Here is a 21,393-nt window from a genome sequence, read left to right on the forward strand (position 1 = left end):
GAAAATTTAAGTGATAAAAGCAAGGAGTATGATAATGACTAAATCAACCGAACAGTTACTGAATATTGACCGTAATAGCGTTTTTCATTCTTCAACCCATCTTAAGCAATATGCGGCAGGTGAGTTACCAGGGCGCATTATTACCGGAGGCAAAGGTATTCGCATTACCGATTCCGAAGGGATTGAGTTAATTGACGGCTTTGCCGGCCTCTATTGTGTCAATATTGGTTATGGTCGAGAAGAAATGGCAGAGGCGATTTATGAACAGGCCAAAAAACTGGCGTATTATCATACTTATGTTGGCCATACTAACGAGGCATTAATCGAACTTTCTGATCGTATTTTGAAAATGGCACCGGAAGGAATGAGTAAAGTGTATTACGGCTTATCGGGCAGTGATGCGAACGAAACTCAACTCAAATTAGTGTGGTACTACAACAATGCCAGAGGGTTACCCCGTAAGAAAAAAATCATTTCTCGTGATCGTGGGTACCATGGGTCGAGTATTGCTTCTGGTTCGATGACAGGCCTGCCAATTTTCCATGCGCACTTTGACTTACCTTTAGAGCGTATTAAACACACCATTGCTCCATGTTATTACCGACGAGAAGTTGAAAATATGAGTGAAATTGAGTTTTCTCAGTTTTGCGCCGATCAACTTGAAGCGCTAATTTTACGTGAAGATCCCGATACTGTAGCGGCCATGATTGCTGAACCAGTATTAGGCACCGGAGGCATTGTTCCGCCACCAAAAGGTTACTGGCAAGCCATTCGCAAAGTATTAGACAAATATGACATTTTATTAATTGCGGATGAAGTCGTGTGTGGGTTTGGTCGGTTAGGATCGAGTTTTGGTTCCACGCATTATGATATGAAGCCAGATCTTATGACGGTTGCCAAAGGGTTAACATCAGCCTATTTGCCTTTGTCTGGCGTTATTATTGGTAAGAAAGTATGGGAAGTATTAGAAGATGGTACCGATCAGTGGGGGGCAATTGGACATGGTTACACTTATTCCGGACACCCAATGGGAGCGGCAGCCGCGTTATGTAATTTAGATATTATTGAACGTGAACATCTTGTCGAGAATAGCCATGATGTCGGGCAATATTTACAGCAGCGTATGAATGCGACTTTTGCTGATCATCCATTAGTGGGTGAATCGCGAGGGGTTGGTTTATTGCATGGACTTGAGTTTTCATCGGATAAATCCCATCGGGCGCATTTTGATCCAAGCTTAAAGGTGGGGCCACAAATTGCCGCGGCATGTTTAGAGCGTGGGCTCATCGCTCGGGCAATGCCTCACGGCGATATCTTGGGTTTTGCACCACCGCTTATTGCGACTAAAAGTGATATTGATCAAATGGTCGACATTACGGAACAAGCGATCAACCAAGTGATGGATAAATTGGTCACATCAAACGGTTTCGTTGGTAGATAAAAATAAAGCTTTGTGTCGCAGCAGGATAGTGAACGTTTAGGTGGGAGAAGAGTTGTTACCCGAGTATATTTTCCTTCTCCCTTTTAAACTTTATCGTTAATGTGGTGATGCATTGCTCTCTTTGGTTATATAATGTGCACTTGAACTGAAAATGTCATAAAAGGGCTTTTTTTTTCGATAAGTTATGGCATAGTAACTCCCGTCTTCAACAGACAGCTTACCAGTTAAGCGTGCGTCGTATAATGGCTATTACCTCAGCCTTCCAAGCTGATGATGCGGGTTCGATTCCCGCCGCACGCTCCAAATCTTTTTGAAAAAATCCCAACATAAGTCATTGAAAAAAGAACACTCTTCATTGAGTGATTTTGCGTTTTTATGTCATTATTTATTCCTAATAATGACATAAAATTTAAGCCTACTGATGTGATTACTTTGTTAGCTCTGTTTAATATCAAAAGGATAATAAACCAGTTCTGTATTTATAATTTCAAATAAGTCATCTACCTCACACTCTAAAAACCCACATAATTTTTAGAGTGTCAAATCAAGTCTATTAATTGTTTCGTTCTAGAAACGATTTATAGTACGCCTATTGATCACTGTTTCATTAATCAAAATATAATTTTTCATACCGGACAAATACAAATAATAACATAAATAATAATTGATCTCATTATCATTTGGGATTATTATGTACCAACTTTATGTTCACCTCTTGGTAATTTCTCGGATGAAGTTTTTTTTAGCTGTTACAACTCTGCTTTTCTTAATTTGTAAAAGTGGTCATACAAAAGATGATTTTTCTTGGTTGAAAGAAAGTAAGAAAGAAACTGAATCAATAGCTATTTATCTAAAAAATAAGAATGAATTATCTTCGCGATTTTTATTTAATTTAAAGCCTTTACAAGAAACCTTGATTAAAGAGTGGGAAGAATCTGCTCCTAATAAACCAGAAAAACCTTGGTTGATAAGAGGGAAGTTTGAGCTTAGCCTTATTAGATTAAATAATGAACGTGTTATAGCTATCCGCGATCGTAAAACCAAAGCTCAGAAAGTTTTATTTAATATTGAATATCGTTCATCTCAGCATGATTACTATCAACTTGGTGGTTGGTCTTTAAGCCCTAATGGTAAGCTGATTGCTCTGGCTGAAGATATTTTAGGAACCGAAGAGTATCGTATTGTTGTTATTAATTTGGAAAATCATAAAGAAAACGTTATTTCAGATAGAAGTGAACCAACATTAATTTGGACAAAAAACAATCAAAGCTTATATACAATCAAAAAAACAGAGTCTGATTTTAGACCATTTGCTCTTTATTTAACCAATGTAGATACGGGAGTATCGAAGAAAAAAATAGAAGAAGAAAAAGTTGAATTTCTATTATCAGTTTATTCTGCAAGTGATGACCGATATGCGATCGTCCAATCAAATAATGAAACAATGACAGAGCAAAGAATACTCAACTTAGAGTCTGGTAGTATTTCTGAGCCCATTAGACAAAGAAAGTCAGGTATTGAATATACGACAGATATCGCCAATGAATTATTGTATATACAAAGTAATATATCAGGAAAGTCGGCTTTATATTATCAAGAGTTATTAAAATCTGATAAATGGCAAGAACTATACTCTCCTGAAGAAGGAACAACATTACAGAGCTTTCATTTATTTTCTGCTGGAATATTGATACGAGAAAAAAATAGCCAACAAGAGTCTATTGTTATCCTTCCTTATAAAGAAGGGAAATTCATTCGATTTCCTTTAGCTCCTAAAGGTTCTGTAGGTTGGTTAAGCCATGTGGGTGATTTCAATAGTAATATTGCCTATATTCGCAGCATGTCTTTAGTTCAACCAGCCAAATGGGAAATGCTCGATATTGCTCATGCTCGGCGCAGCGTTATTAGTGAAGATACTTATCCTAACTATCATGTTTCCGATTATCAAACTGAGACGATTTTTGTTCCATCTGGTGACGTTAAGATTCCGGTTACATTAGCCTACAAAAAATCAATGTTTGATAAAAATTCTCCCGTTGTTTTATACGTCTATGGTGCTTATGGCTTCAAGATGAAGCCCTACTTCATGCCTCAAATTACTTCAATGCTTGATCAGGGGATCGTTTATGCGATCGCACATGTTCGAGGAGGAGGGTATTACGGAGAGAAGTGGCATCAGGCAGGAAAAGGGGTAAATAAGCCTAAAGGTATTAGCGATTTTCTTTCAGTCGTTAAGGCCATGAAAAACTTTAATGAAGGGAACCGTAAAATAGCAGCAATGAGCTCTAGTGCTGGAGCCGTATTGATAGCCGCTGCAGTTAACCGACATCCCGAATATTTTTCGGCCATTAATTTAAATGTTCCTTTTGTAGATGTGGTCAGTAGCATGGCTAACTCTAAGTTACCACTGACAGCTCAACAATATTATGAATGGGGAAATCCTCATGTTCAGGAAGAACTTTCTATTATGTCTTCTTTTGACCCCATGAGGAATATTCATTCGGCGAATTATCCACCCACCTTGGTGCGTATAGGTTGGCATGATAGTCGAGTCCCATACTGGGAGGGGGCTCAATATTTATCCTTAATATCTCAAAAAAGTAAGGGGCGAGGACCGTACTTATTACTGACTGATTTCGAAAGTGGCCATTCAGTTGACCAACGCAAGGCTTTAACCCAACAAGCGATGGACTATGCCTTTTTAATCCACTTTTTATCATTACCTGAAATAACGGAGCTGTAAATGAAACCGCATCAATGGAGTGCTGCCACATTGAGTCTACTTGCATCAAATTTTGTGTACGCAGAGGCTGACATATTTAATGAGGTTGTAGTGACGGCTAATAAATATGAAGAAAACTTGTCTCAAACTGCTGGCTCTGTCGCTGTCATTAATACTGATGATGTTCGAGAAGAAGGCGCTACTGAATTGTATGACGTATTAACGCATGAACCTGGAGTGAATGTAACAGGAGGTGCTGGACGCCCACAGAATATTACGATTCGAGGCATGAGTGGGAATAGAGTCGAGATAATTAAAGATGGTATATCAACGTCAGATGGCTTTGGTGCTGATGATCTAAATGATAGCGCTGGTCGTAATTCTTTTGATATTTCGACATTAAAGAAAATACAAGTTGTAAAAGGAGCGAGCTCAACAAGTTATGGGTCTGGTGCTATAGGCGGTGTTGTTATTCTCAGTTCATACACACCTGAAGATCTTTTAGGAAGTAAAGATTTTTACTCTGATATTTCTACTACCTATACAGGAATTAGTAATAAATACCGAATATCTTCCAATGTGGCTTTTCGTACGGAGAGCACCAGTAGTTTATTTAGTGTTGGATATTGGTCAGGAAATGAAAGTCGTAATTATCAAAGTGATCTTTACAATCGAGATGTTGAAGGGACAAGTTTTGAATATACCCTACATCATTATTTAAGTGATCAATGGTTGTTAAAAGCAAAAGCTGAGATATACAACGAAAAAATGAATACGCTTGAAGGTTCATCATCTCTTCAACCTGATGGTATTTGGAGTATTGGTGACTATAACGAAGAAACTTCAACGACAACTTATCTAGCATGGATTGGAGCTGAATATGATGCTGATCATATTTGGATGGATAGTTTAGATACAAAGGTTTATTACCGGTTTAGTGAATATAAGGAAGGTACTAATCGTTTAATGAATCGTGAAAATAATGGAGTAACCGAACTTCGCCGAGAAATTGATAATCGTGAATTTAATGACCAATTGTTGGGTTTTTCCATGGATTTTGATAAAGAGATATATAGTAAGGGGCTTACTCATACTATTGTTTATGGAGGGGTAGCTGAGACCTCATATCACGATCGTCCAGTTCATGATACCACTTCGGATTGGAATGGAACCACTTCTAGTAACTCAGCTCCTTTTGCGCCTGCCCGAAGTTATTCTTTAGGAGTCTTCTTACAAGATTCTATTTCAATGGGAGCATGGACTACTATGCTTGGCTTGAGATTTGATGCTCATAAATTAATGGCAGAAAAAAATACTTCAGCCGAGTTTTATGATTTGAAAGATAACTCTAGCCATGAATTATCACCTAGTGCTTCACTTACATATCAATTCACGAACGAGCTTAATGCTTATGTCAGTTATAAGCATGGATATCGAGCCCCTGAATACGATAAAACATATGGTTATGTGAGTCATGAGTTTGTTCCAATTACACCTTTCGTTATTTTACCAAACTTCAATTTAGAAGCCGAAACCAGTGATAGCTTTGAACTAGGTTCCAAATATGACAGTGGCTCTTTACGGATATATACCGCTATTTTTTACAACAAATTTGAAAACTTTATTAGTGTTGTTGATCAAGGGTTTAATAGTTCAACGGGATTATTTGAAAAGAAATTCGACAATTTTAATGGGGTTGAAACTTATGGCGCTGAACTATCAATTGAATATGCATTTAATAGTTCATGGAGTGCGCTAGGAAAAGCAGGTTGGGTTGATGGAGAAGATGGTAATGGTGAATACGTTCGTACAATTACACCATTAGAAGGTAATTTCACTCTAAATTATACGAAAGATATTTTTAATAGCTATGCACGTGTTAATTGGGCTGGATCAATGGATCGAACACCAAGCTGTGCAACGGAGCTTGGTTTACAAACGACCTGCGCAACCACCTCGGGATGGGCAACTTTCGACATGGGGGTTGGTGTTGAAATGGTAAAAGACCTTTCTATTAATTTGAATATTCTTAATTTATTCGACCGTGAATATACTCGGTATCAAGATGTTGCTGGTGTTTCTAGTTCACAAACTCATTTTTCAACTCAGCCTGGTCGATATTTCACTGTTAATGCACGTTATGCATTTTAAGGATATTTAATGAAATATTATTACTTAATTATTTTTTATTCGCTTTCTTTTGGCATTTTTGCGGGGGAATGGGATTACCCAGCTGGTAACGAAGTTGTAACTAATAAAATAGAAGCTCAGCGTTATTTAGAAACGCATTATCCTAATATCGGTGAATTATCCTTTCGTTATGAAAGCCAAAGTATTTTAGGTCATCAATATAATTTTAATCTTAGCCAAGAAGGAGAATATAAAGCGCAACGAGTTATTGTTTTACATTCAAATAAGAATGATATTGTTGAGCGAATATTTAAAAGCCTTGAAGATACTATTTTAAGAAATGGTGAAGCGACAATAGCCGCTGAGATTGAAAAACCTCGTCGATTAAAGGCCGATTTACCCCCCTCAATTGGTAGTGGAATATTAGTACCTCAAACGATTAATATTGTTGATCCCGATTTAAGAACAATGGATAGATTGACGGCTCCAAAATACGCCTGGACCGATATATCTCAATACCCGATTGCTCCTCACTTTGTTTTAAAGCAAGTTGAAATGCTGGAAGTCGGAAACCGTATCTATTTATCCAATAATAGAGTGACTCAAGTTGATGCTGATTATTTGGAAGAACAAGATCGCAATACCGATGTTTGGTCTAAAAGTTCTAATATATCGTTTATGCCTAAAGATGGCATTACATTTTTTGATAGTAAATCGGACTTACAAAACTTAATATTTGCAAGCCCCGATTTCACCCAAGTTATGGCTTTTTATCAAATAGATCAATCTTTACAGTATTTAGAATCATTAGGTTATCAATTGTTTTTGGAACCCGTTAAATTTGATGCGCAGGGTTTAGCAAATAATAATTCCAGTTATTACTTTGGCCCCAAGGCGTTGATGTTTGGTGTTGGGAGTGGTTCTGCAGATGCTTTAGATGCTGATGTTATTACTCATGAATTAGCGCATGGCATCCATTATCATATATTACCTGATTGGGCATATGGGCACACAGGAGCAATCGCAGAAGGATTCGCTGACTATTGGGCGGGTTCCAATAGCTATCGCCAGCAATTTGAGTTAGGTGATACCTTTGAAATTGATACGGTTTTCAATTGGGATGGGTATTTTGGTAGTAAAATTTCAACTCGTAGCCTTTGGAATCAACGTGCACAATATTTTGAGCAAAATGAGTATAGAGCGCATGAAAGTGTTGGTGGTGAACTGGGTGATGAGCTGTGGTCGACACCGCTATTCCAGACTTTAAAACAAAGCGTCGAACTTTACGGAGGAATCGCTTTTAAAGAAGTTGATACTTTAGTATTGGAGTCAATGTTTGGTATGGGGCGCGGTATGAAAATGCATGATCTTGCTGAAAGCATGCTTTATGTCGCACAGGCACTTTACCCATCAAGAGATTATTATATTCTTTTAAAACAGAATCTAAACAAGCACGGATTATTGAAACAACCATTCCTCCTTGAAATGAATAACCGCTATGTAGATCCATTGAAACCAATCGAGATAAGAATTGTGAGTAATGGAAGATCAGCAAAGATAGAAGGAAAAATAGAAGCTTCGATTGGCGGTTATAAAAGTATTAAAGCTGAAAAAGTTGATACTATTGTTACTCAAATTGAGTTACCAACCACGTCTACCTGTGGGGAAGCGTTTGATATAACAGCTAATATCAACTATCAATTTTCACCTAACTTAATAGCGTCGGACTGGTTATCCACTTCTTCATTGGTACTTGGTATTCCGGTTTTTAACCAAGAGATTAAAGTCCAGAATTCAATCATTCCTGATGCATATCTATCAAACTCTGGAACGATTAATTACGGCTTTAAAACCTTTAATTTCATCATTAAAAATGATTTAGGTATTGTCTCGGATGACTTCGTAGTATATCTAAACTTCAACCACTCTGATTTTTCTGATCTACAAGTAACACTTGTATCACCGTCCGGTAAACGACAAATATTACTTCAGAATCAACACTACTCACTCTCTCACCGTACATTTTATTGGGTGGCCAAATATGATGAAAAGCTTCAAATATTCTTAGGGGATCCAATTAGAGGCTCGTGGCGTTTAGAAGTTACAGATTTAACCCCAGAAGATAAGGGTAAACTTATTGAATGGGGAGTGGGTAGAGTCACTCACTACGACTGTGAAAATGAGCCTACTATCGAAACACCTAACGACAATAATGATGAAGATAAAATACAACAATCCTCCTCTGGAGGTTCAGTTTCACTGGGAACCTTATTGGTATTTGTATTGTTATTTTATCGTCGATGCTTTTTTATTAAAAATAAGGACAGAGTTATATGACATTAAAATTATCCATACTTTCTGCTGCTATTTTACTCGCGGGATGCGGTGGTGGTTCAGATGGAAGCTCGGATGTAAGTGAGCCGACTTATCAAGTATCAGGACAGATCACTGCACTAGCAAGCCAAGGCGATGAAAAAGTTTGTGCGGATCTTAATGGTGATTTCATCTGTGGCTCCAATGAGCCATCTACAACGGCAAGAGATGGTTCATTTTCGATTACAAGCCATCAAAAATCTATTCTAGAATCACCTCTTGTTGTCGAATTAGATATTGGTACTTCTTCATTGCCCTCTCTGTCAGACTAGTTGTCGCGCTTAATATTCAACCATTAAACAGAGGGCGTGGAGTAACAATGAAACATTATTCAGCGCAAAGCAAAGAGTCGGCTCTTCAGAAGATGATGCCTCCAAATAATATAGCAATAGCCCAATTATCAATCGAGATGGGGATTGGTGAATCAACCTTGTATAATTGGCGAAAACAAGCAATTGATAAGGGGCATTTAGTGCCAGGTGATGGAAAGAATGCTGAGCAGTGGTCATCAGCAAATAAATTCTCAGTCGTGTTGGAAACAGCCTCTTTAAATCAAGCTGAGTTAGCGGAATATTGCCGAGGCAAAGGTCTTTATGTGGAACAAGTATCGGCTTGGCGAAATGCGTGTATAGATGCAAACGCTAACGTTAAAGAGCAAGAAAAAGCCTTCTCCACCGAAACAAAGAAAGATAAAAAACAGATCAATCAATTAGAAAAGGAGCTACGTCGAAAAGATAAGGCACTCGCTGAAACCGCAGCACTATTGGTGTTAAGAAAAAAAGCAAATGCGATCTGGGGGGAAGCCGAGGACGAATGATCCTCGACTCAGCTCGCATTCAAGCAGTTAAACTAGTTAATGAAGCTGTGAGTTCTGGTGCGCCAAAGTTTAAAGCTTGCCGTGAACTTGGGATCAGTGTCCGGACGTATCAACGTTGGACTGTTGACGGGAACATAAAAACAGATGGTAGACCAATATCTCAGCGCCCTGAGCCAAAAAATAAGCTATCAAAAGCAGAGAGAGATAACATATTAGCCATCGTTAATAGCGATGATTTTAAGAGCTTACCACCAAGCCAAATCGTCCCTACATTAGCAGATGAGGGTATTTATCTTGCTTCTGAATCAACATATTATCGTGTTCTTCATGAAGAAAAACAGCAAAACGCTCGCGGACGTAGTCAGATAAAAGAGAGAAAAGTACCGACGACACACTGTGCTACAGGGCCAAACCAAGTGTGGTGTTGGGATATTACTTGGTTACCAGGCCCCGCTAAAGGGCTGCATTTTTATTTATATTTGATACTCGATATATTTAGTCGAAAGATTGTTGGATGGGAAATTCATGATGACGAATCAGCAGAAAATGCATCAATATTAATTAAGAAAGCTCATTTAAAAGAAGGAGTTAAAGATAATCCTCTGGTACTGCATTCGGATAATGGAAGCCCAATGAAAGGCTCATCAATGCTTGAAACACTTTATAGTTTAGGTGTCGTGTCGTCTTTTAATCGTCCTAGGGTGAGCAATGATAATGCTTATGCTGAGTCGATATTTAAAACGTGTAAATATCGCCCTGACTATCCGTATAAAGGGTTTTCAACAATTGATGAGGCGCGTAGTTGGGTGTTGAAATTTAGCCACTGGTATAATTTTAACCACAAACATAGTGGCATCAAATACGTCAGCCCACATCAAAGGCATTCAGGATTAGCGGGTGACATATTGGCTAATAGAAAAGAAGTTTATCAAGGTGCTAAAGATGCTCACCCTGAGCGCTGGAGCGGTAATATCCGTAATTGGGATTTACCAAAAGAAGTGTACTTAAACCCTGAACAAAATAGTGTCAAGGCTGAGAGTGCATAACGTAGTGATCGCGACAACTAGTTTGACAAACACCGATTGTCGAGTTACGTGGGAAATAAAACTAATGCTTTTTTGGTTGCTCCTAGTCAAAGAAAAACAACCGGCAATGAAATTAATGTGATTACGACTCTGGTTGCAAGCCAAATGTCTAACGGTCTGACGCTTAACGATGCCATTAACTCAATTAAGATACAGTTAAATAGCATCGGATTGACCGCGACAAATAATCTTCTTAATGAAGGTAATAGTAATCAATACCAAATTTTAGAGCAAAATATTCTAACTTTGATTGCTTCAATTGATAAATCTAATGCTAATTTTTTGCTTTCTATTCTGAGTAGTAATTTATCGGATTATCAGTCCTTTATTTTGGCACCAGCACCAACTGAGAGTGCTATACAAGCCTTAATTATTGCTCTAAATAAAGCAACGGAAGGAAAAGACTTTAATGATACAGGGTTGGTGGAATATTACAGCGATAATGGTAGTAGTTTCAACGCCCCTAGTGATTACTTGGGACAAGATGCGGATTATGGTCATGATAAAAATAGTGGTGGTTTCTTATTTACAAAATTAGACTTTAATGGGCGCCCTTTAAAGGATGAAGCTGAACAATGGTCATGCGTTAAAGACCAACGAACAGGATTAGTTTGGGAAACAAAAAGTGATGATTTAGCATCTCCTCAATTTAAAGATAAGTTATTCGCTTATCAAGTGAGTGGAAAATTTGAACCTTACCAAGAAGATATTGATATGCTCAGTTGTTCGGATGAAATCTGCACAACTGAAGACTATGTGAATTATTTAAATAAAAATACTGTCTGTGGGATTAATAATTGGCGATTACCTACCTTTGGTGAATTCTATGACATTATTGATTTTGGTATTAAAGAAAAAGATTTCAATGGTGATGTCTATGGTTTAAGCCCTGATTATTTCCCAAGACAGAGCATTATAAGTGACCTTGCATCCGGAGAAGTATGGACCTCAACTGAGTTCTTTACGGAATACGAGGCGACTAAAATTCCTCATAGTCGAGTAATACTTGCTGCGTTGACTCGTGGGATATATAGAGGAACAACATACCCGGTTAATATTTATAGTGATAAAGTCGAAGTTGATATGGGAGCATCATACCAGCTTCCAATTCGTTTAGTATCAGAAATGGAGTCTGTTAAATGAAATCATTAAAATTGTGTACACTTTTATATCTTATTCCCATGAGCGCCATGGCTGCACAAGAGTGTTCTCAGAATATGACCAAATCGGCTCCGAATGCTCGATATGAATTTAATAACAACGGCACAATAAAAGATCGCATCACTGGCTTGACTTGGATGCGATGTCCATTAGGTAAAACTTGGGATAGTACCGAGGATACATGCTTAGGTGATGGACAGGATATGTTTTGGCAGGCTGCTTTATACGATGTTCAATCAATAAATCAAAATCCAAGCCACGCTCTTCATAATTTTGCAGGAATAAAAAACTGGCGGATGCCAAATATTAAAGAGTTAGTGACATTGTCTGAGCATTCTTGCTTTGCTCCTGCTCTGAATAAAAAAGCCTTCTCCAATGCTTTTCCGTATTCCACTAATCAAGAAAATTATGGAGCCGGAGATATTCGTTCTCGGTGTTTGTCAAACTAGTTGTCGCGATCACTACGTTATGCACTCTCAGCCTTGACACTATTTTGTTCAGGGTTTAAGTACACTTCTTTTGGTAAATCCCAATTACGGATATTACCGCTCCAGCGCTCAGGGTGAGCATCTTTAGCACCTTGATAAACTTCTTTTCTATTAGCCAATATGTCACCCGCTAATCCTGAATGCCTTTGATGTGGGCTGACGTATTTGATGCCACTATGTTTGTGGTTAAAATTATACCAGTGGCTAAATTTCAACACCCAACTACGCGCCTCATCAATTGTTGAAAACCCTTTATACGGATAGTCAGGGCGATATTTACACGTTTTAAATATCGACTCAGCATAAGCATTATCATTGCTCACCCTAGGACGATTAAAAGACGACACGACACCTAAACTATAAAGTGTTTCAAGCATTGATGAGCCTTTCATTGGGCTTCCATTATCCGAATGCAGTACCAGAGGATTATCTTTAACTCCTTCTTTTAAATGAGCTTTCTTAATTAATATTGATGCATTTTCTGCTGATTCGTCATCATGAATTTCCCATCCAACAATCTTTCGACTAAATATATCGAGTATCAAATATAAATAAAAATGCAGCCCTTTAGCGGGGCCTGGTAACCAAGTAATATCCCAACACCACACTTGGTTTGGCCCTGTAGCACAGTGTGTCGTCGGTACTTTTCTCTCTTTTATCTGACTACGTCCGCGAGCGTTTTGCTGTTTTTCTTCATGAAGAACACGATAATATGTTGATTCAGAAGCAAGATAAATACCCTCATCTGCTAATGTAGGGACGATTTGGCTTGGTGGTAAGCTCTTAAAATCATCGCTATTAACGATGGCTAATATGTTATCTCTCTCTGCTTTTGATAGCTTATTTTTTGGCTCAGGGCGCTGAGATATTGGTCTACCATCTGTTTTTATGTTCCCGTCAACAGTCCAACGTTGATACGTCCGGACACTGATCCCAAGTTCACGGCAAGCTTTAAACTTTGGCGCACCAGAACTCACAGCTTCATTAACTAGTTTAACTGCTTGAATGCGAGCTGAGTCGAGGATCATTCGTCCTCGGCTTCCCCCCAGATCGCATTTGCTTTTTTTCTTAACACCAATAGTGCTGCGGTTTCAGCGAGTGCCTTATCTTTTCGACGTAGCTCCTTTTCTAATTGATTGATCTGTTTTTTATCTTTCTTTGTTTCGGTGGAGAAGGCTTTTTCTTGCTCTTTAACGTTAGCGTTTGCATCTATACACGCATTTCGCCAAGCCGATACTTGTTCCACATAAAGACCTTTGCCTCGGCAATATTCCGCTAACTCAGCTTGATTTAAAGAGGCTGTTTCCAACACGACTGAGAATTTATTTGCTGATGACCACTGCTCAGCATTCTTTCCATCACCTGGCACTAAATGCCCCTTATCAATTGCTTGTTTTCGCCAATTATACAAGGTTGATTCACCAATCCCCATCTCGATTGATAATTGGGCTATTGCTATATTATTTGGAGGCATCATCTTCTGAAGAGCCGACTCTTTGCTTTGCGCTGAATAATGTTTCATTGTTACTCCACGCCCTCTGTTTAATGGTTGAATATTAAGCGCGACAACTAGTCTGACAGAGAGGGTTCTTACGTATGGAGTAATACTTCATTATTAGAAACACAAGAAGTTTTTACTTTTGATGTTCGAAATGCCGAAATAATAGCTTATGCACCTACGGCTATAGCAGGAAGTGTGCTACTCGTTGCTGAGGATTAGTTAGAAGCTAAATAATCTATTCAAAAAATATTTAGTGGCTAAATATTAATACTTGGTGCTACTCGTTATAACTTTCTTAAGTAAAATGGAGGAGTTGTATATTTATATGAATGCAAATGATAATAACAATCATTTGCATTTTTTATTGAAAAGGTGGAAGATAGGGCTAGTGGTGGATTGCTGAACATGTGTGAATAATTGCCCATTAAAAGGATAATTAAGGAGAAATCTATGAGTCATGAATTCCCAGCTTTACCTTATGCGTATGATGCACTAGAACCCTATATTGATGCTCAGACAATGGAAATCCATTACAGTCGTCATCATAAGACTTATTTCGATAAATTTATGGCGTCTATTTCAGGTACGGAGCTTGAGCAGACATCATTGGATGATATTTTTGCTACTATCTCTCAGCATCCTCCAGCAGTTCGTAATAATGGAGGAGGGTACTATAACCATATCGTGTATTGGCAATGCATGTCGTCGTCACCTCAATCGAAACCGACTGGCGATTTAGCAGCAAAAATTGATGAAACATTTGGGGATTTAGAAGAATTTAAGCAGCAATTTAGTGATGCTGCGGTGAATACTTTTGGTTCCGGCTTTGTTTGGTTAATTATTAAAGATGGCAATCTCGAAATCACCTCTACGCCAAATCAAGATAATCCTTTAATGGAAACATCATCTCGTCAAGGGCTACCTATTTTAGCGCTAGATGTATGGGAACATGCTTACTACATTAGCTACCGAAACCGCCGACCCGATTATATTAATGCGTGGTGGAATGTGGTTGATTGGAAAGTGATTGAAGAAAATTATTTATCAGTTGTTGCTTAACTCAATAATGAGAAACTGTTGGTCATGATGGCTAACGGTTTCTAAGCGGTGATGGTATAAACAAAAAATGATCAACCGGTTTATTAATAGGTTTTTAATATATTGTTCTTTTAATCGTTGATGCAGGTTGGGTGAGGGGATATGAAATGAATGTGTCAGAGTGGGAGAAGCATGTACTGTTAGCGGATAAGGCGATGGAACAATACGACCATCTTCGAGGTATTTTGCATTACCAGCAAGCACTTGCATTAAGTGAAACTGTCGATGATGCAGTACACATTGATTTAAATGATAAACTAATGATATCGGTTATTTCTTGCCATAATATGGCGAAATTTTGGCGTGTGCTAGGTGATGATCAATATGAGCTTAAATATCTTGAACTGGCTTCAGAACGAATACTCACTTTGCTTCCTCAATGTCCTAATACATCGTGCGGTGAATTTATAGAATCATTAGGGTGTTGCCGCAAAGCGTTAGTTGAGTTTATGAAACGTCATCCTAATCCGTCATTGGCCAATTTGGTAAAAAGCTTAGACAGTGCAACGAACTGCAATCTTATTGCTAGATTCCGTATTAATTGATTTTAATACTATTACATACATGCATGTTGGCTATACATTAGTATCATTTTAATCATGTCCTATATATGGATATTATGCTTATCTGTGGTCTTATTTAAACAAGGTAAGTATAGATGTCTGCATTATTTAACTCATTTGCATTAAAAGATATTGTCTTAAAAAATCGTATTGCGGTTCCACCAATGTGTCAGTATAGCGCTGAAGATGGTGTGGCGAATCAATGGCACGATATTCACTATGCTGGTTTGGCAAGAGGCGGTGCTAGCTTGGTGATTGTTGAAGCGACAGCGGTTTCTCCAGAAGGTCGTATTAGCCCAAACTGCCTTGGCATTTGGAATAATGAACAGGCGACAGCACTGGCGAGTATTGCACAAAGTATTAAAGATAATGGTAGTGTGGCGGGTATTCAAATTGCTCATGCTGGCCGTAAAGCCAGTGCAAATCGACCATGGGATGGTGATGACCATATTGAAAATGATGATCCTAAAGGTTGGCAGACTATTGCGCCTTCTGCATTAGCGTTCGGTGGTAATTTAAATAAAGCACCGCTTGAAATGAGTATTGCCGATATTGAGCGAGTAAAACAAGATTTTGTTGAGGGCGCTAAGCGTGCTCTAGAGGCGGGTTTTGAATGGTTAGAATTGCATTTTGCCCACGGCTATTTAGCACAGAGCTTTTTCTCTGCTCATTCTAATCAACGTACTGATCAATATGGTGGCAATGCTGATAATCGTGGTCGCTTCTTACTTGAAACTTTTGCAGCAGTACGTGCTGTATGGCCAGAAAATTTACCATTAACGATTCGCTTTGGTGTGCTTGAATTTGATGGTCGTGATGAAGAGACACTTCAAGAATCTATCGTGCTGATTAATAAGATGAAAGAGCAAGGGCTAGACATGGTAAGCGTGAGCGTTGGATTCTCTACGCCAACTGCACAAGTTCCATGGGGACCTGCATTTCTAGCACCAATTTCAGAACGTATTCGCAAAGAAACGGGCTTACCGGTTGCGTCTGCTTGGGGCATTGATCAGCCTGAAGATGCCAATCGTGTTGTTCAAGAAGATCAAATGGATGTGGTGATGATTGGTAAAGCTTACCTAGCGGATCCACACTATACTTATCGTCTTGCCAAAGCCTTGAATGTTGATAAACCATCATGGGTTTTACCCGCGCCTTATGCACATTGGTTAGAACGTTATTAAGTTTTTTACAATCTGAATAATCGACTGTAGTCGCTATCAGTATCTGTTATGTCAAAGTAAGCCCTTTCTATTTTTCGTGTATAACGATTGATATTAAGGGCTTTTTTATGGTTCAGCTTAAGTGGTAGTCTTCTATATTAATCACGCTGTCTGATAATGACTGGATAAGTTTAGGATCATGGCTAACAATCAGCACGCCACAACCTTGTTTTTTCGCTAAAGTGATCAACATTGTTGACACCTCTTTCGCGACCACGGGATCCAATCGTGATGTCGGTTCATCCGCAAATAAGAAGATGGGGTCGAGCAGTAGTGTCCGCAAAATAGAAAAGCGTTGTAATTCTCCACCGGATGCTTGATGGGGTTTTAGATGAAGAAGCTCCGGTGATAATCTCAGCGTCTCCATCATATCGGGTATACGTTGACGATTTATCTGATGACATAAAATGAGATCGTCTAATAGCTGCCCTAACGTTACTTGACTGGGTAATGAAGCGATAGGATCTTGAAAAATCTTTAACCAATGTGATTTCTTCATCTCGTAGCTAAAGCGTTCAATTGTGCCAGAATAGGTGTTGATTAAGCCTAAAATGACATCGCCTAAGCTGCTTTTACCACTACCACTTTTTCCAACAACACCAATGACTTCACCTGCGTGTAAGCGAAGGTTCAAATTAGTAAATAGGCAACGATTCCCGCGATGAAGCGTAAGGTTACGTATGCTTAATATTGGTACTGATATCTTGTGTTGATGGTGTGGTTGAGCCCATCGCTCAGGAACGGACGCTAGTAAGGTTTTGGTGTAAGAATGAGTTGGAGAACCTAAGATAATTTGTGTGTCACCTTGTTCGACCAATTCTCCTTTTTGGATAACAATCATGCTACCACCTAAGCCTTGTGCAACCTCAATGTCATGAGTCACCACACAGAGCCCACCGTCTTTAGCGCGATGTTTAAGATGAGTGATCATTTCATCTCGACGGGCAATATCTAACCCTTTACTTGGTTCATCAACTAACAACAGATCGCTGTGTCCGGCACTGGTAATGCACATTGCAAGTCGCTGTGCCATACCACCAGAAAGCTCATAAGGTCTTTTGTTGGCATGTTCACCTAACCCGTAACTCTCTAATGATTGATGTGCTTTTTTCTGAGCTAAAGATCGTTCGTCTTTATTAACGTAACGATAGACTTCGCTTACCTAAGCATGTCCTTTCATTAGAGGGCTAAGGGTTTGCGATGGTTCTTGTGGCAATATAGATAATGTTTTCCCCCATAATGACGAACGTTGTTTGTAGGATATTTCCTTTCCACTAATAAAAAACTGCCCAGTTATATGAAGTTCGGGATCGAGTGTCCCCATTATGAATTTGAGCAATAAGCTTTTTCCAGACCCTGTTTGCCCTAAGATAATTAATGGGTTTTCGTTCGTCAGTGAAAATGAAATATTGTTGATTAGCGTGACATCACCGCTCTTAATCGAGAGATTACTCACCTGTAAAAAAGGGTTCATGACTTTCTCCAAGTTAATAAATGAAAGCTCATAATAAGCAAGGAAATAAGTAGAATCGGTTGTAACAATAGCCAAGGGGCTTCACTGTAATAAGGAAATAATTCTACGATCATTAACCCGAGCTCACTGGTAGGAGGTTGAATGCCGACATAGATAAACCCAAGAGACGCCATATATAAGATGGCATTTGCTGCCCCAAAAGACGCAATGGTGGCGACTGGAGTAGAAAGTTCTGGCCATAGGTGACGACGTAGTAAATACATATTGTTAAAGCCAAGAAGGCGAGAATTTTGAATCGCTTCGCTGGTCATTATTTTTCGAGTAAGCGTGCGAGAAAGCTGAAAATACTCGACCCATTGCACTAAGGATATTGCTAAATAGAGTGCAATAAAGGAACCGGGCATCATTGCCGCTAGCAATAACACAATCACAAGAGCAGGGAGTGCTAAGAGGATATTGACAAGCATGACTAATCCACTGTCTATCCAACCACCACGCCAACCGGCCAAAATTCCTAATGTACACCCAATCAATGCAGAGGTTGTGACGCAAAGGATGGCCATGAATAATGACAAACGTAACGCATAAGCAAGACGGCTAAACATGCTGCGACCATACTGATCACTGCCTAACCAATACTCGCTATTAGGTGGGGTGAGAATGTGCATTAAATTTTGTTGATAAGGGTCTATTTCGCCAATGTAAGGGCCAAAGATTGCGAACAACACAAGTGAAGACAGTATTGTTAAAGCTAGCTTTTGAGAAACGCGGTCTATCATATGACGGCTCCTTGTAAATCGGATTTAGGCTGCTGGGAGCGAGGGTCAAGTTGGCGACAAATTAAATCATTGATGGTGTTTAAAATAACAAACAGGATACCAAGGCAGATGGCAGTGCCTTGTATCACAGGGATATCACGAGCAAATATGGCATGCGCAAGCCCATGTCCGACACCTGGCCACGAAAACAATGACTCAATCATCACGACGCCTTCTAATACTATAACGAGCTGCACTCCCCAATAAGCCACCACAGGTAATGCAATATTGATAATGCCGTGACGACGAAAGGTGGTTACAGTGCCCAAGCCTTTTGTTCTTGCAAAGCTATAAAATGGCGCTCGAAAAGTGTCTTGCGCAGAGTGATAAATAATACGATTGGATGCTGCGGCTAAGCTGATGGCAAGCGTTAATGCTGGCAAAACTAAATGATTTGGTGTGCCAAAACCTGCAACGGGAAACCACGACCAATGCAAAGCAAAAAGTAAAATTAAAATGAGGCCAATAACGAAAACAGGCAGAGATCGAAATAATGCCGAAAAGGTAAAGGCTAAGAGATTAAAATGGCGTGGCCAGAGAGCACTACACAAGCCAATTGGTATAGCAATAATGATGGACATCAGCATCCCAGTACCGGCTAGCATGATTGAGTGGGTCAGCTGATGTTCTACAATACTGAAAACAGACTCGCCACTGACAAGTGAGTGCCCAAAATTAAATTGTGCAATATCGAGCATCCACTGCATAAACCCATGCCAACCCGTTTGGTTAAGTGCCAACTCTTGACGCACAAATTCAGCGGCTTGTTCGTTGACGTTATCTTGTCCATATCGACTGGCTGCAATTCGGTAAGCCATATCGCCAGGGAGTGCCCGCATTAATAAAAAAGTAAGCCCTCCGACGGAAAAAATAACCGCAAAGAGTTGAAATACTCGTTGATATAAAATGGTAAACATTAGTGTGAAAGCTCCATTTTGTTGATAGGAAACTGCCGTTCGTATGGGTCAAAATGAAAGTCTTGAACTCTTTGATTGACGCCGACTCTTTGCGTGTAACTGGCGATGGGTAACAAGGCGTATCCATGATGAATTTTCTCAGCGGCTTGCTGTGCTAATTGATGATATTCATTTGGATCATTAGTGATATTAAGCTTATTAAATAAGGCATTAAGGCTAGGATCGTTCCAATTCATAGCCCCCCAATCGCCACCTGTTGGTGAGAAATCATTACTTAAAACGGCAAGAGGGTCGGCTATCACACCATAATTTCGAGCAATAAGAGCGACTTGTAATGAGCCATCATTATGACCTGATGGTATCGCACTAGAATTCGTAATATTGACTTTTAATTGCACGCCAAGACGTCGCCACTGTGCTTGTATTGCTGTAGCAACGTTCGTTAACTCTGGGCGATCGGCGTAAGTGATAAGTGTGAGTTCAAATGGTGCACCATTACGGATTAGGATGCCATTTTCATTTTTCGTCCAACCAAGATCGCTCAATAACTGTTGTGCTTTGTCGATATTGTAATTTGGGGCAGCGTATTCAGTGAGGTACCAATTCTTTGCTGTTTCAGGTAATAATTGAGACGTTTCAGCGCCAGGTGTTCGTAAAACACCATTAGCAATACCTTGTCGATCAATGGAAAGGCTTAGTGCTTGACGAGCTCTCACATCGTTTAGGAGAGGATCGCCACTATTAAGTTTAATGACTAAGGTTCTAGGTAATGAAATATCATGAACTTTTATGTGTGGTTGCATTTTCATTCGTATGGTACTTGTGGGAGACAGTTCGTAGGCGATATCAGCTTGGCCACTCGTGACTTGCAACGCGCGGCTTTCTGCTCTATGGCCTGTCAAGTAAGTTGCGTATTCGATAGATGCAACATCTCCCCAATAATCTGCAAACCGTTTGACCGTTATTTTATGAGGTGGTGCTAACTGATCAATTTGATAGGGTCCAGTACCATTTAGACGGACGATTTTCCCATTATTATCATACGATTCTGAGCCAATAATAGCGGTTGAATAGTGAGCGAGTACCGCACCTAATGGTCGGTATGGGCGAGATAAAGTGATCTCAATTTTTTGATTTTCAATCGCATGAATAGAAAGGATTGGCACATTATTGAGTGGACCGTGTTTGCTTCTAGCTCGGATCAAACTTTGCACAACGACATTGGCATCCATAGTTTGTCCATCGTGAAATTTGATATTATCATTGAGAGAAAATAACCAAGTTTTACCACCATTACTAACGTGGTAGCTTTTCGCTAGGGCAGGTAATAATTGCCCCTGAGGATTAACATTAAGCAGCGTTTCGATGACTTGCATTCGTGTGAATAAATAGCCATTAGAGGAAGGATCAATATTGGTAAACTCTAGACTGCCCGCAATAGATAATGTGTTTGAGCGATTAGGTTCAGGGGTTTCATTTGCATAAATCACGGTACTTAAGCAGGCGCAAGCGAGAAAAAGAGAAGTTTTTATGTTTAACATTTAAAGGGGTCTTATTTAAGATTGAATTTATCGTTATGTTA

16 protein-coding genes, 1 tRNA gene and 1 pseudogene are annotated in these 21,393 nt (G+C 39.3%); 12 read left to right on the forward strand and 6 right to left on the reverse strand.

Features of this window, described 5'->3' with window-relative positions; translation table 11 throughout:
- Positions 1 to 34 precede the first annotated feature (34 nt).
- The 9 genes from VCASEI_RS14490 to VCASEI_RS14530 all read left to right on the forward strand — a co-directional run bounded on the left by VCASEI_RS14490 (position 35) and on the right by VCASEI_RS14530 (position 12,178).
- A complete protein-coding gene (locus tag VCASEI_RS14490) occupies positions 35 to 1,441 on the forward strand; it encodes an aspartate aminotransferase family protein (RefSeq protein ID WP_089110626.1) in 1,407 nt (468 codons plus the stop codon).
- A 228-nt stretch (positions 1,442 to 1,669) separates the two neighbouring features.
- Positions 1,670 to 1,744: transfer RNA gene (locus VCASEI_RS14495), tRNA-Gly, on the forward strand.
- 427 nt (positions 1,745 to 2,171) lie between these two features.
- Positions 2,172 to 4,184 (forward strand): prolyl oligopeptidase family serine peptidase, encoded by a 2,013-nt coding sequence (locus VCASEI_RS14500; protein ID WP_089110630.1) that lies wholly within the window; start codon positions 2,172 to 2,174, stop codon positions 4,182 to 4,184.
- A complete protein-coding gene (locus VCASEI_RS14505) occupies positions 4,185 to 6,314 on the forward strand; it encodes a TonB-dependent hemoglobin/transferrin/lactoferrin family receptor (protein ID WP_089110627.1) in 2,130 nt (709 codons plus the stop codon).
- 9 nt (positions 6,315 to 6,323) lie between these two features.
- Complete coding sequence (locus VCASEI_RS14510) at positions 6,324 to 8,630, forward strand: proprotein convertase P-domain-containing protein (protein WP_089110628.1); 2,307 nt, start codon at positions 6,324 to 6,326, stop codon at positions 8,628 to 8,630.
- On the forward strand, positions 8,627 to 8,938 hold the full coding sequence (locus VCASEI_RS14515; protein WP_089110629.1) for a hypothetical protein: 312 nt from the start codon (positions 8,627 to 8,629) through the stop codon (positions 8,936 to 8,938). Before VCASEI_RS14510 ends, VCASEI_RS14515 begins: the two co-directional genes overlap by 4 nt.
- A gap of 47 nt (positions 8,939 to 8,985) precedes the next feature.
- Positions 8,986 to 10,529, forward strand: a protein-coding gene (locus VCASEI_RS14520) for an IS3 family transposase (protein WP_110957763.1) whose coding sequence is annotated in 2 segments (ribosomal slippage) — positions 8,986 to 9,451 and positions 9,451 to 10,529 — 1,545 coding nt in all. Because the reading frame shifts where the segments join, the coding sequence is not laid out codon by codon here.
- A gap of 48 nt (positions 10,530 to 10,577) precedes the next feature.
- On the forward strand, positions 10,578 to 11,711 hold the full coding sequence (locus tag VCASEI_RS14525; RefSeq protein WP_110957813.1) for an Lcl domain-containing protein: 1,134 nt from the start codon (positions 10,578 to 10,580) through the stop codon (positions 11,709 to 11,711).
- Positions 11,708 to 12,178 (forward strand): Lcl C-terminal domain-containing protein, encoded by a 471-nt coding sequence (locus VCASEI_RS14530; RefSeq protein ID WP_110957814.1) that lies wholly within the window; start codon positions 11,708 to 11,710, stop codon positions 12,176 to 12,178. The genes VCASEI_RS14525 and VCASEI_RS14530 overlap by 4 nt, the downstream gene beginning before the upstream one ends.
- A 17-nt stretch (positions 12,179 to 12,195) precedes the next feature.
- Here the strand turns inward: VCASEI_RS14530 and VCASEI_RS14535 are convergent.
- Positions 12,196 to 13,739 (reverse strand): IS3 family transposase gene (locus tag VCASEI_RS14535; RefSeq protein ID WP_110957763.1). Its coding sequence is split into 2 segments (ribosomal slippage): positions 12,196 to 13,274 and positions 13,274 to 13,739, totalling 1,545 coding nucleotides; the frame shifts between segments, so codons are not numbered across the junction.
- Between the two features lie 429 nt (positions 13,740 to 14,168).
- Between VCASEI_RS14535 and VCASEI_RS14540 the strand changes: the two genes are divergently transcribed.
- The 3 genes from VCASEI_RS14540 to VCASEI_RS14550 all read left to right on the forward strand — a co-directional run bounded on the left by VCASEI_RS14540 (position 14,169) and on the right by VCASEI_RS14550 (position 16,563).
- A complete protein-coding gene (locus tag VCASEI_RS14540; protein ID WP_089110717.1) occupies positions 14,169 to 14,777 on the forward strand; it encodes a superoxide dismutase in 609 nt (202 codons plus the stop codon).
- 146 nt (positions 14,778 to 14,923) lie between these two features.
- Positions 14,924 to 15,361: a DUF2753 family protein gene (locus VCASEI_RS14545; RefSeq protein ID WP_089110716.1), complete on the forward strand. Its 438-nt coding sequence runs from the start codon at positions 14,924 to 14,926 to the stop codon at positions 15,359 to 15,361.
- A gap of 113 nt (positions 15,362 to 15,474) precedes the next feature.
- Positions 15,475 to 16,563, forward strand: coding sequence for an NADH:flavin oxidoreductase/NADH oxidase (locus tag VCASEI_RS14550; protein WP_086961233.1), 1,089 nt, complete (start codon positions 15,475 to 15,477; stop codon positions 16,561 to 16,563).
- 112 nt (positions 16,564 to 16,675) lie between these two features.
- On the opposite strand, the gene VCASEI_RS14555 is transcribed toward VCASEI_RS14550, so the two are convergent.
- The 5 genes and pseudogenes from VCASEI_RS14555 to VCASEI_RS14575 form a co-directional block, all read right to left on the reverse strand.
- Positions 16,676 to 17,533, reverse strand: a complete 858-nt coding sequence (locus VCASEI_RS14555) for an ATP-binding cassette domain-containing protein (protein WP_337589339.1) — start codon at positions 17,531 to 17,533, stop codon at positions 16,676 to 16,678.
- A gap of 42 nt (positions 17,534 to 17,575) precedes the next feature.
- A pseudogene (locus tag VCASEI_RS14560) lies at positions 17,576 to 18,076 on the reverse strand (ATP-binding cassette domain-containing protein); the annotation flags it as partial.
- Positions 18,073 to 18,855 carry an ABC transporter permease gene (locus VCASEI_RS14565; RefSeq protein ID WP_086961237.1) on the reverse strand — a complete coding sequence of 261 codons (783 nt, stop codon included), beginning with the start codon at positions 18,853 to 18,855 and terminating at the stop codon, positions 18,073 to 18,075. The gene VCASEI_RS14565 and the pseudogene VCASEI_RS14560, both read right to left, overlap by 4 nt.
- On the reverse strand, positions 18,852 to 19,811 hold the full coding sequence (locus tag VCASEI_RS14570; RefSeq protein WP_086961239.1) for an ABC transporter permease: 960 nt from the start codon (positions 19,809 to 19,811) through the stop codon (positions 18,852 to 18,854). The genes VCASEI_RS14565 and VCASEI_RS14570 overlap by 4 nt, the downstream gene beginning before the upstream one ends.
- A complete protein-coding gene (locus VCASEI_RS14575; protein ID WP_086961241.1) occupies positions 19,811 to 21,352 on the reverse strand; it encodes an ABC transporter substrate-binding protein in 1,542 nt (513 codons plus the stop codon). Before VCASEI_RS14575 ends, VCASEI_RS14570 begins: the two co-directional genes overlap by 1 nt.
- Positions 21,353 to 21,393 lie beyond the last annotated feature (41 nt).

Origin of the sequence: Vibrio casei, from assembly GCF_002218025.2 — a bacterium.
GTDB lineage: Bacteria > Pseudomonadota > Gammaproteobacteria > Enterobacterales > Vibrionaceae > Vibrio > Vibrio casei.

Bases quoted from the DNA above. Each gene is read 5' to 3' on its own strand.
- VCASEI_RS14530 (WP_110957814.1), top strand. From the start codon at position 11,708: ATGAAATCATTAAAATTGTGTACACTTTTATATCTTATTCCCATGAGC.
- VCASEI_RS14550 (WP_086961233.1), top strand. From the start codon at position 15,475: ATGTCTGCATTATTTAACTCATTTGCATTAAAAGATATTGTCTTAAAA.
- VCASEI_RS14555 (WP_337589339.1), bottom strand. From the start codon at position 17,533: ATGATCACTCATCTTAAACATCGCGCTAAAGACGGTGGGCTCTGTGTG.
- VCASEI_RS14510 (WP_089110628.1), top strand. From the start codon at position 6,324: ATGAAATATTATTACTTAATTATTTTTTATTCGCTTTCTTTTGGCATT.
- VCASEI_RS14570 (WP_086961239.1), bottom strand. From the start codon at position 19,811: ATGTTTACCATTTTATATCAACGAGTATTTCAACTCTTTGCGGTTATT.
- VCASEI_RS14545 (WP_089110716.1), top strand. From the start codon at position 14,924: ATGAATGTGTCAGAGTGGGAGAAGCATGTACTGTTAGCGGATAAGGCG.
- VCASEI_RS14500 (WP_089110630.1), top strand. From the start codon at position 2,172: ATGAAGTTTTTTTTAGCTGTTACAACTCTGCTTTTCTTAATTTGTAAA.
- VCASEI_RS14515 (WP_089110629.1), top strand. From the start codon at position 8,627: ATGACATTAAAATTATCCATACTTTCTGCTGCTATTTTACTCGCGGGA.
- VCASEI_RS14575 (WP_086961241.1), bottom strand. From the start codon at position 21,352: ATGTTAAACATAAAAACTTCTCTTTTTCTCGCTTGCGCCTGCTTAAGT.
- VCASEI_RS14490 (WP_089110626.1), top strand. From the start codon at position 35: ATGACTAAATCAACCGAACAGTTACTGAATATTGACCGTAATAGCGTT.
- VCASEI_RS14505 (WP_089110627.1), top strand. From the start codon at position 4,185: ATGAAACCGCATCAATGGAGTGCTGCCACATTGAGTCTACTTGCATCA.
- VCASEI_RS14540 (WP_089110717.1), top strand. From the start codon at position 14,169: ATGAGTCATGAATTCCCAGCTTTACCTTATGCGTATGATGCACTAGAA.
- VCASEI_RS14565 (WP_086961237.1), bottom strand. From the start codon at position 18,855: ATGATAGACCGCGTTTCTCAAAAGCTAGCTTTAACAATACTGTCTTCA.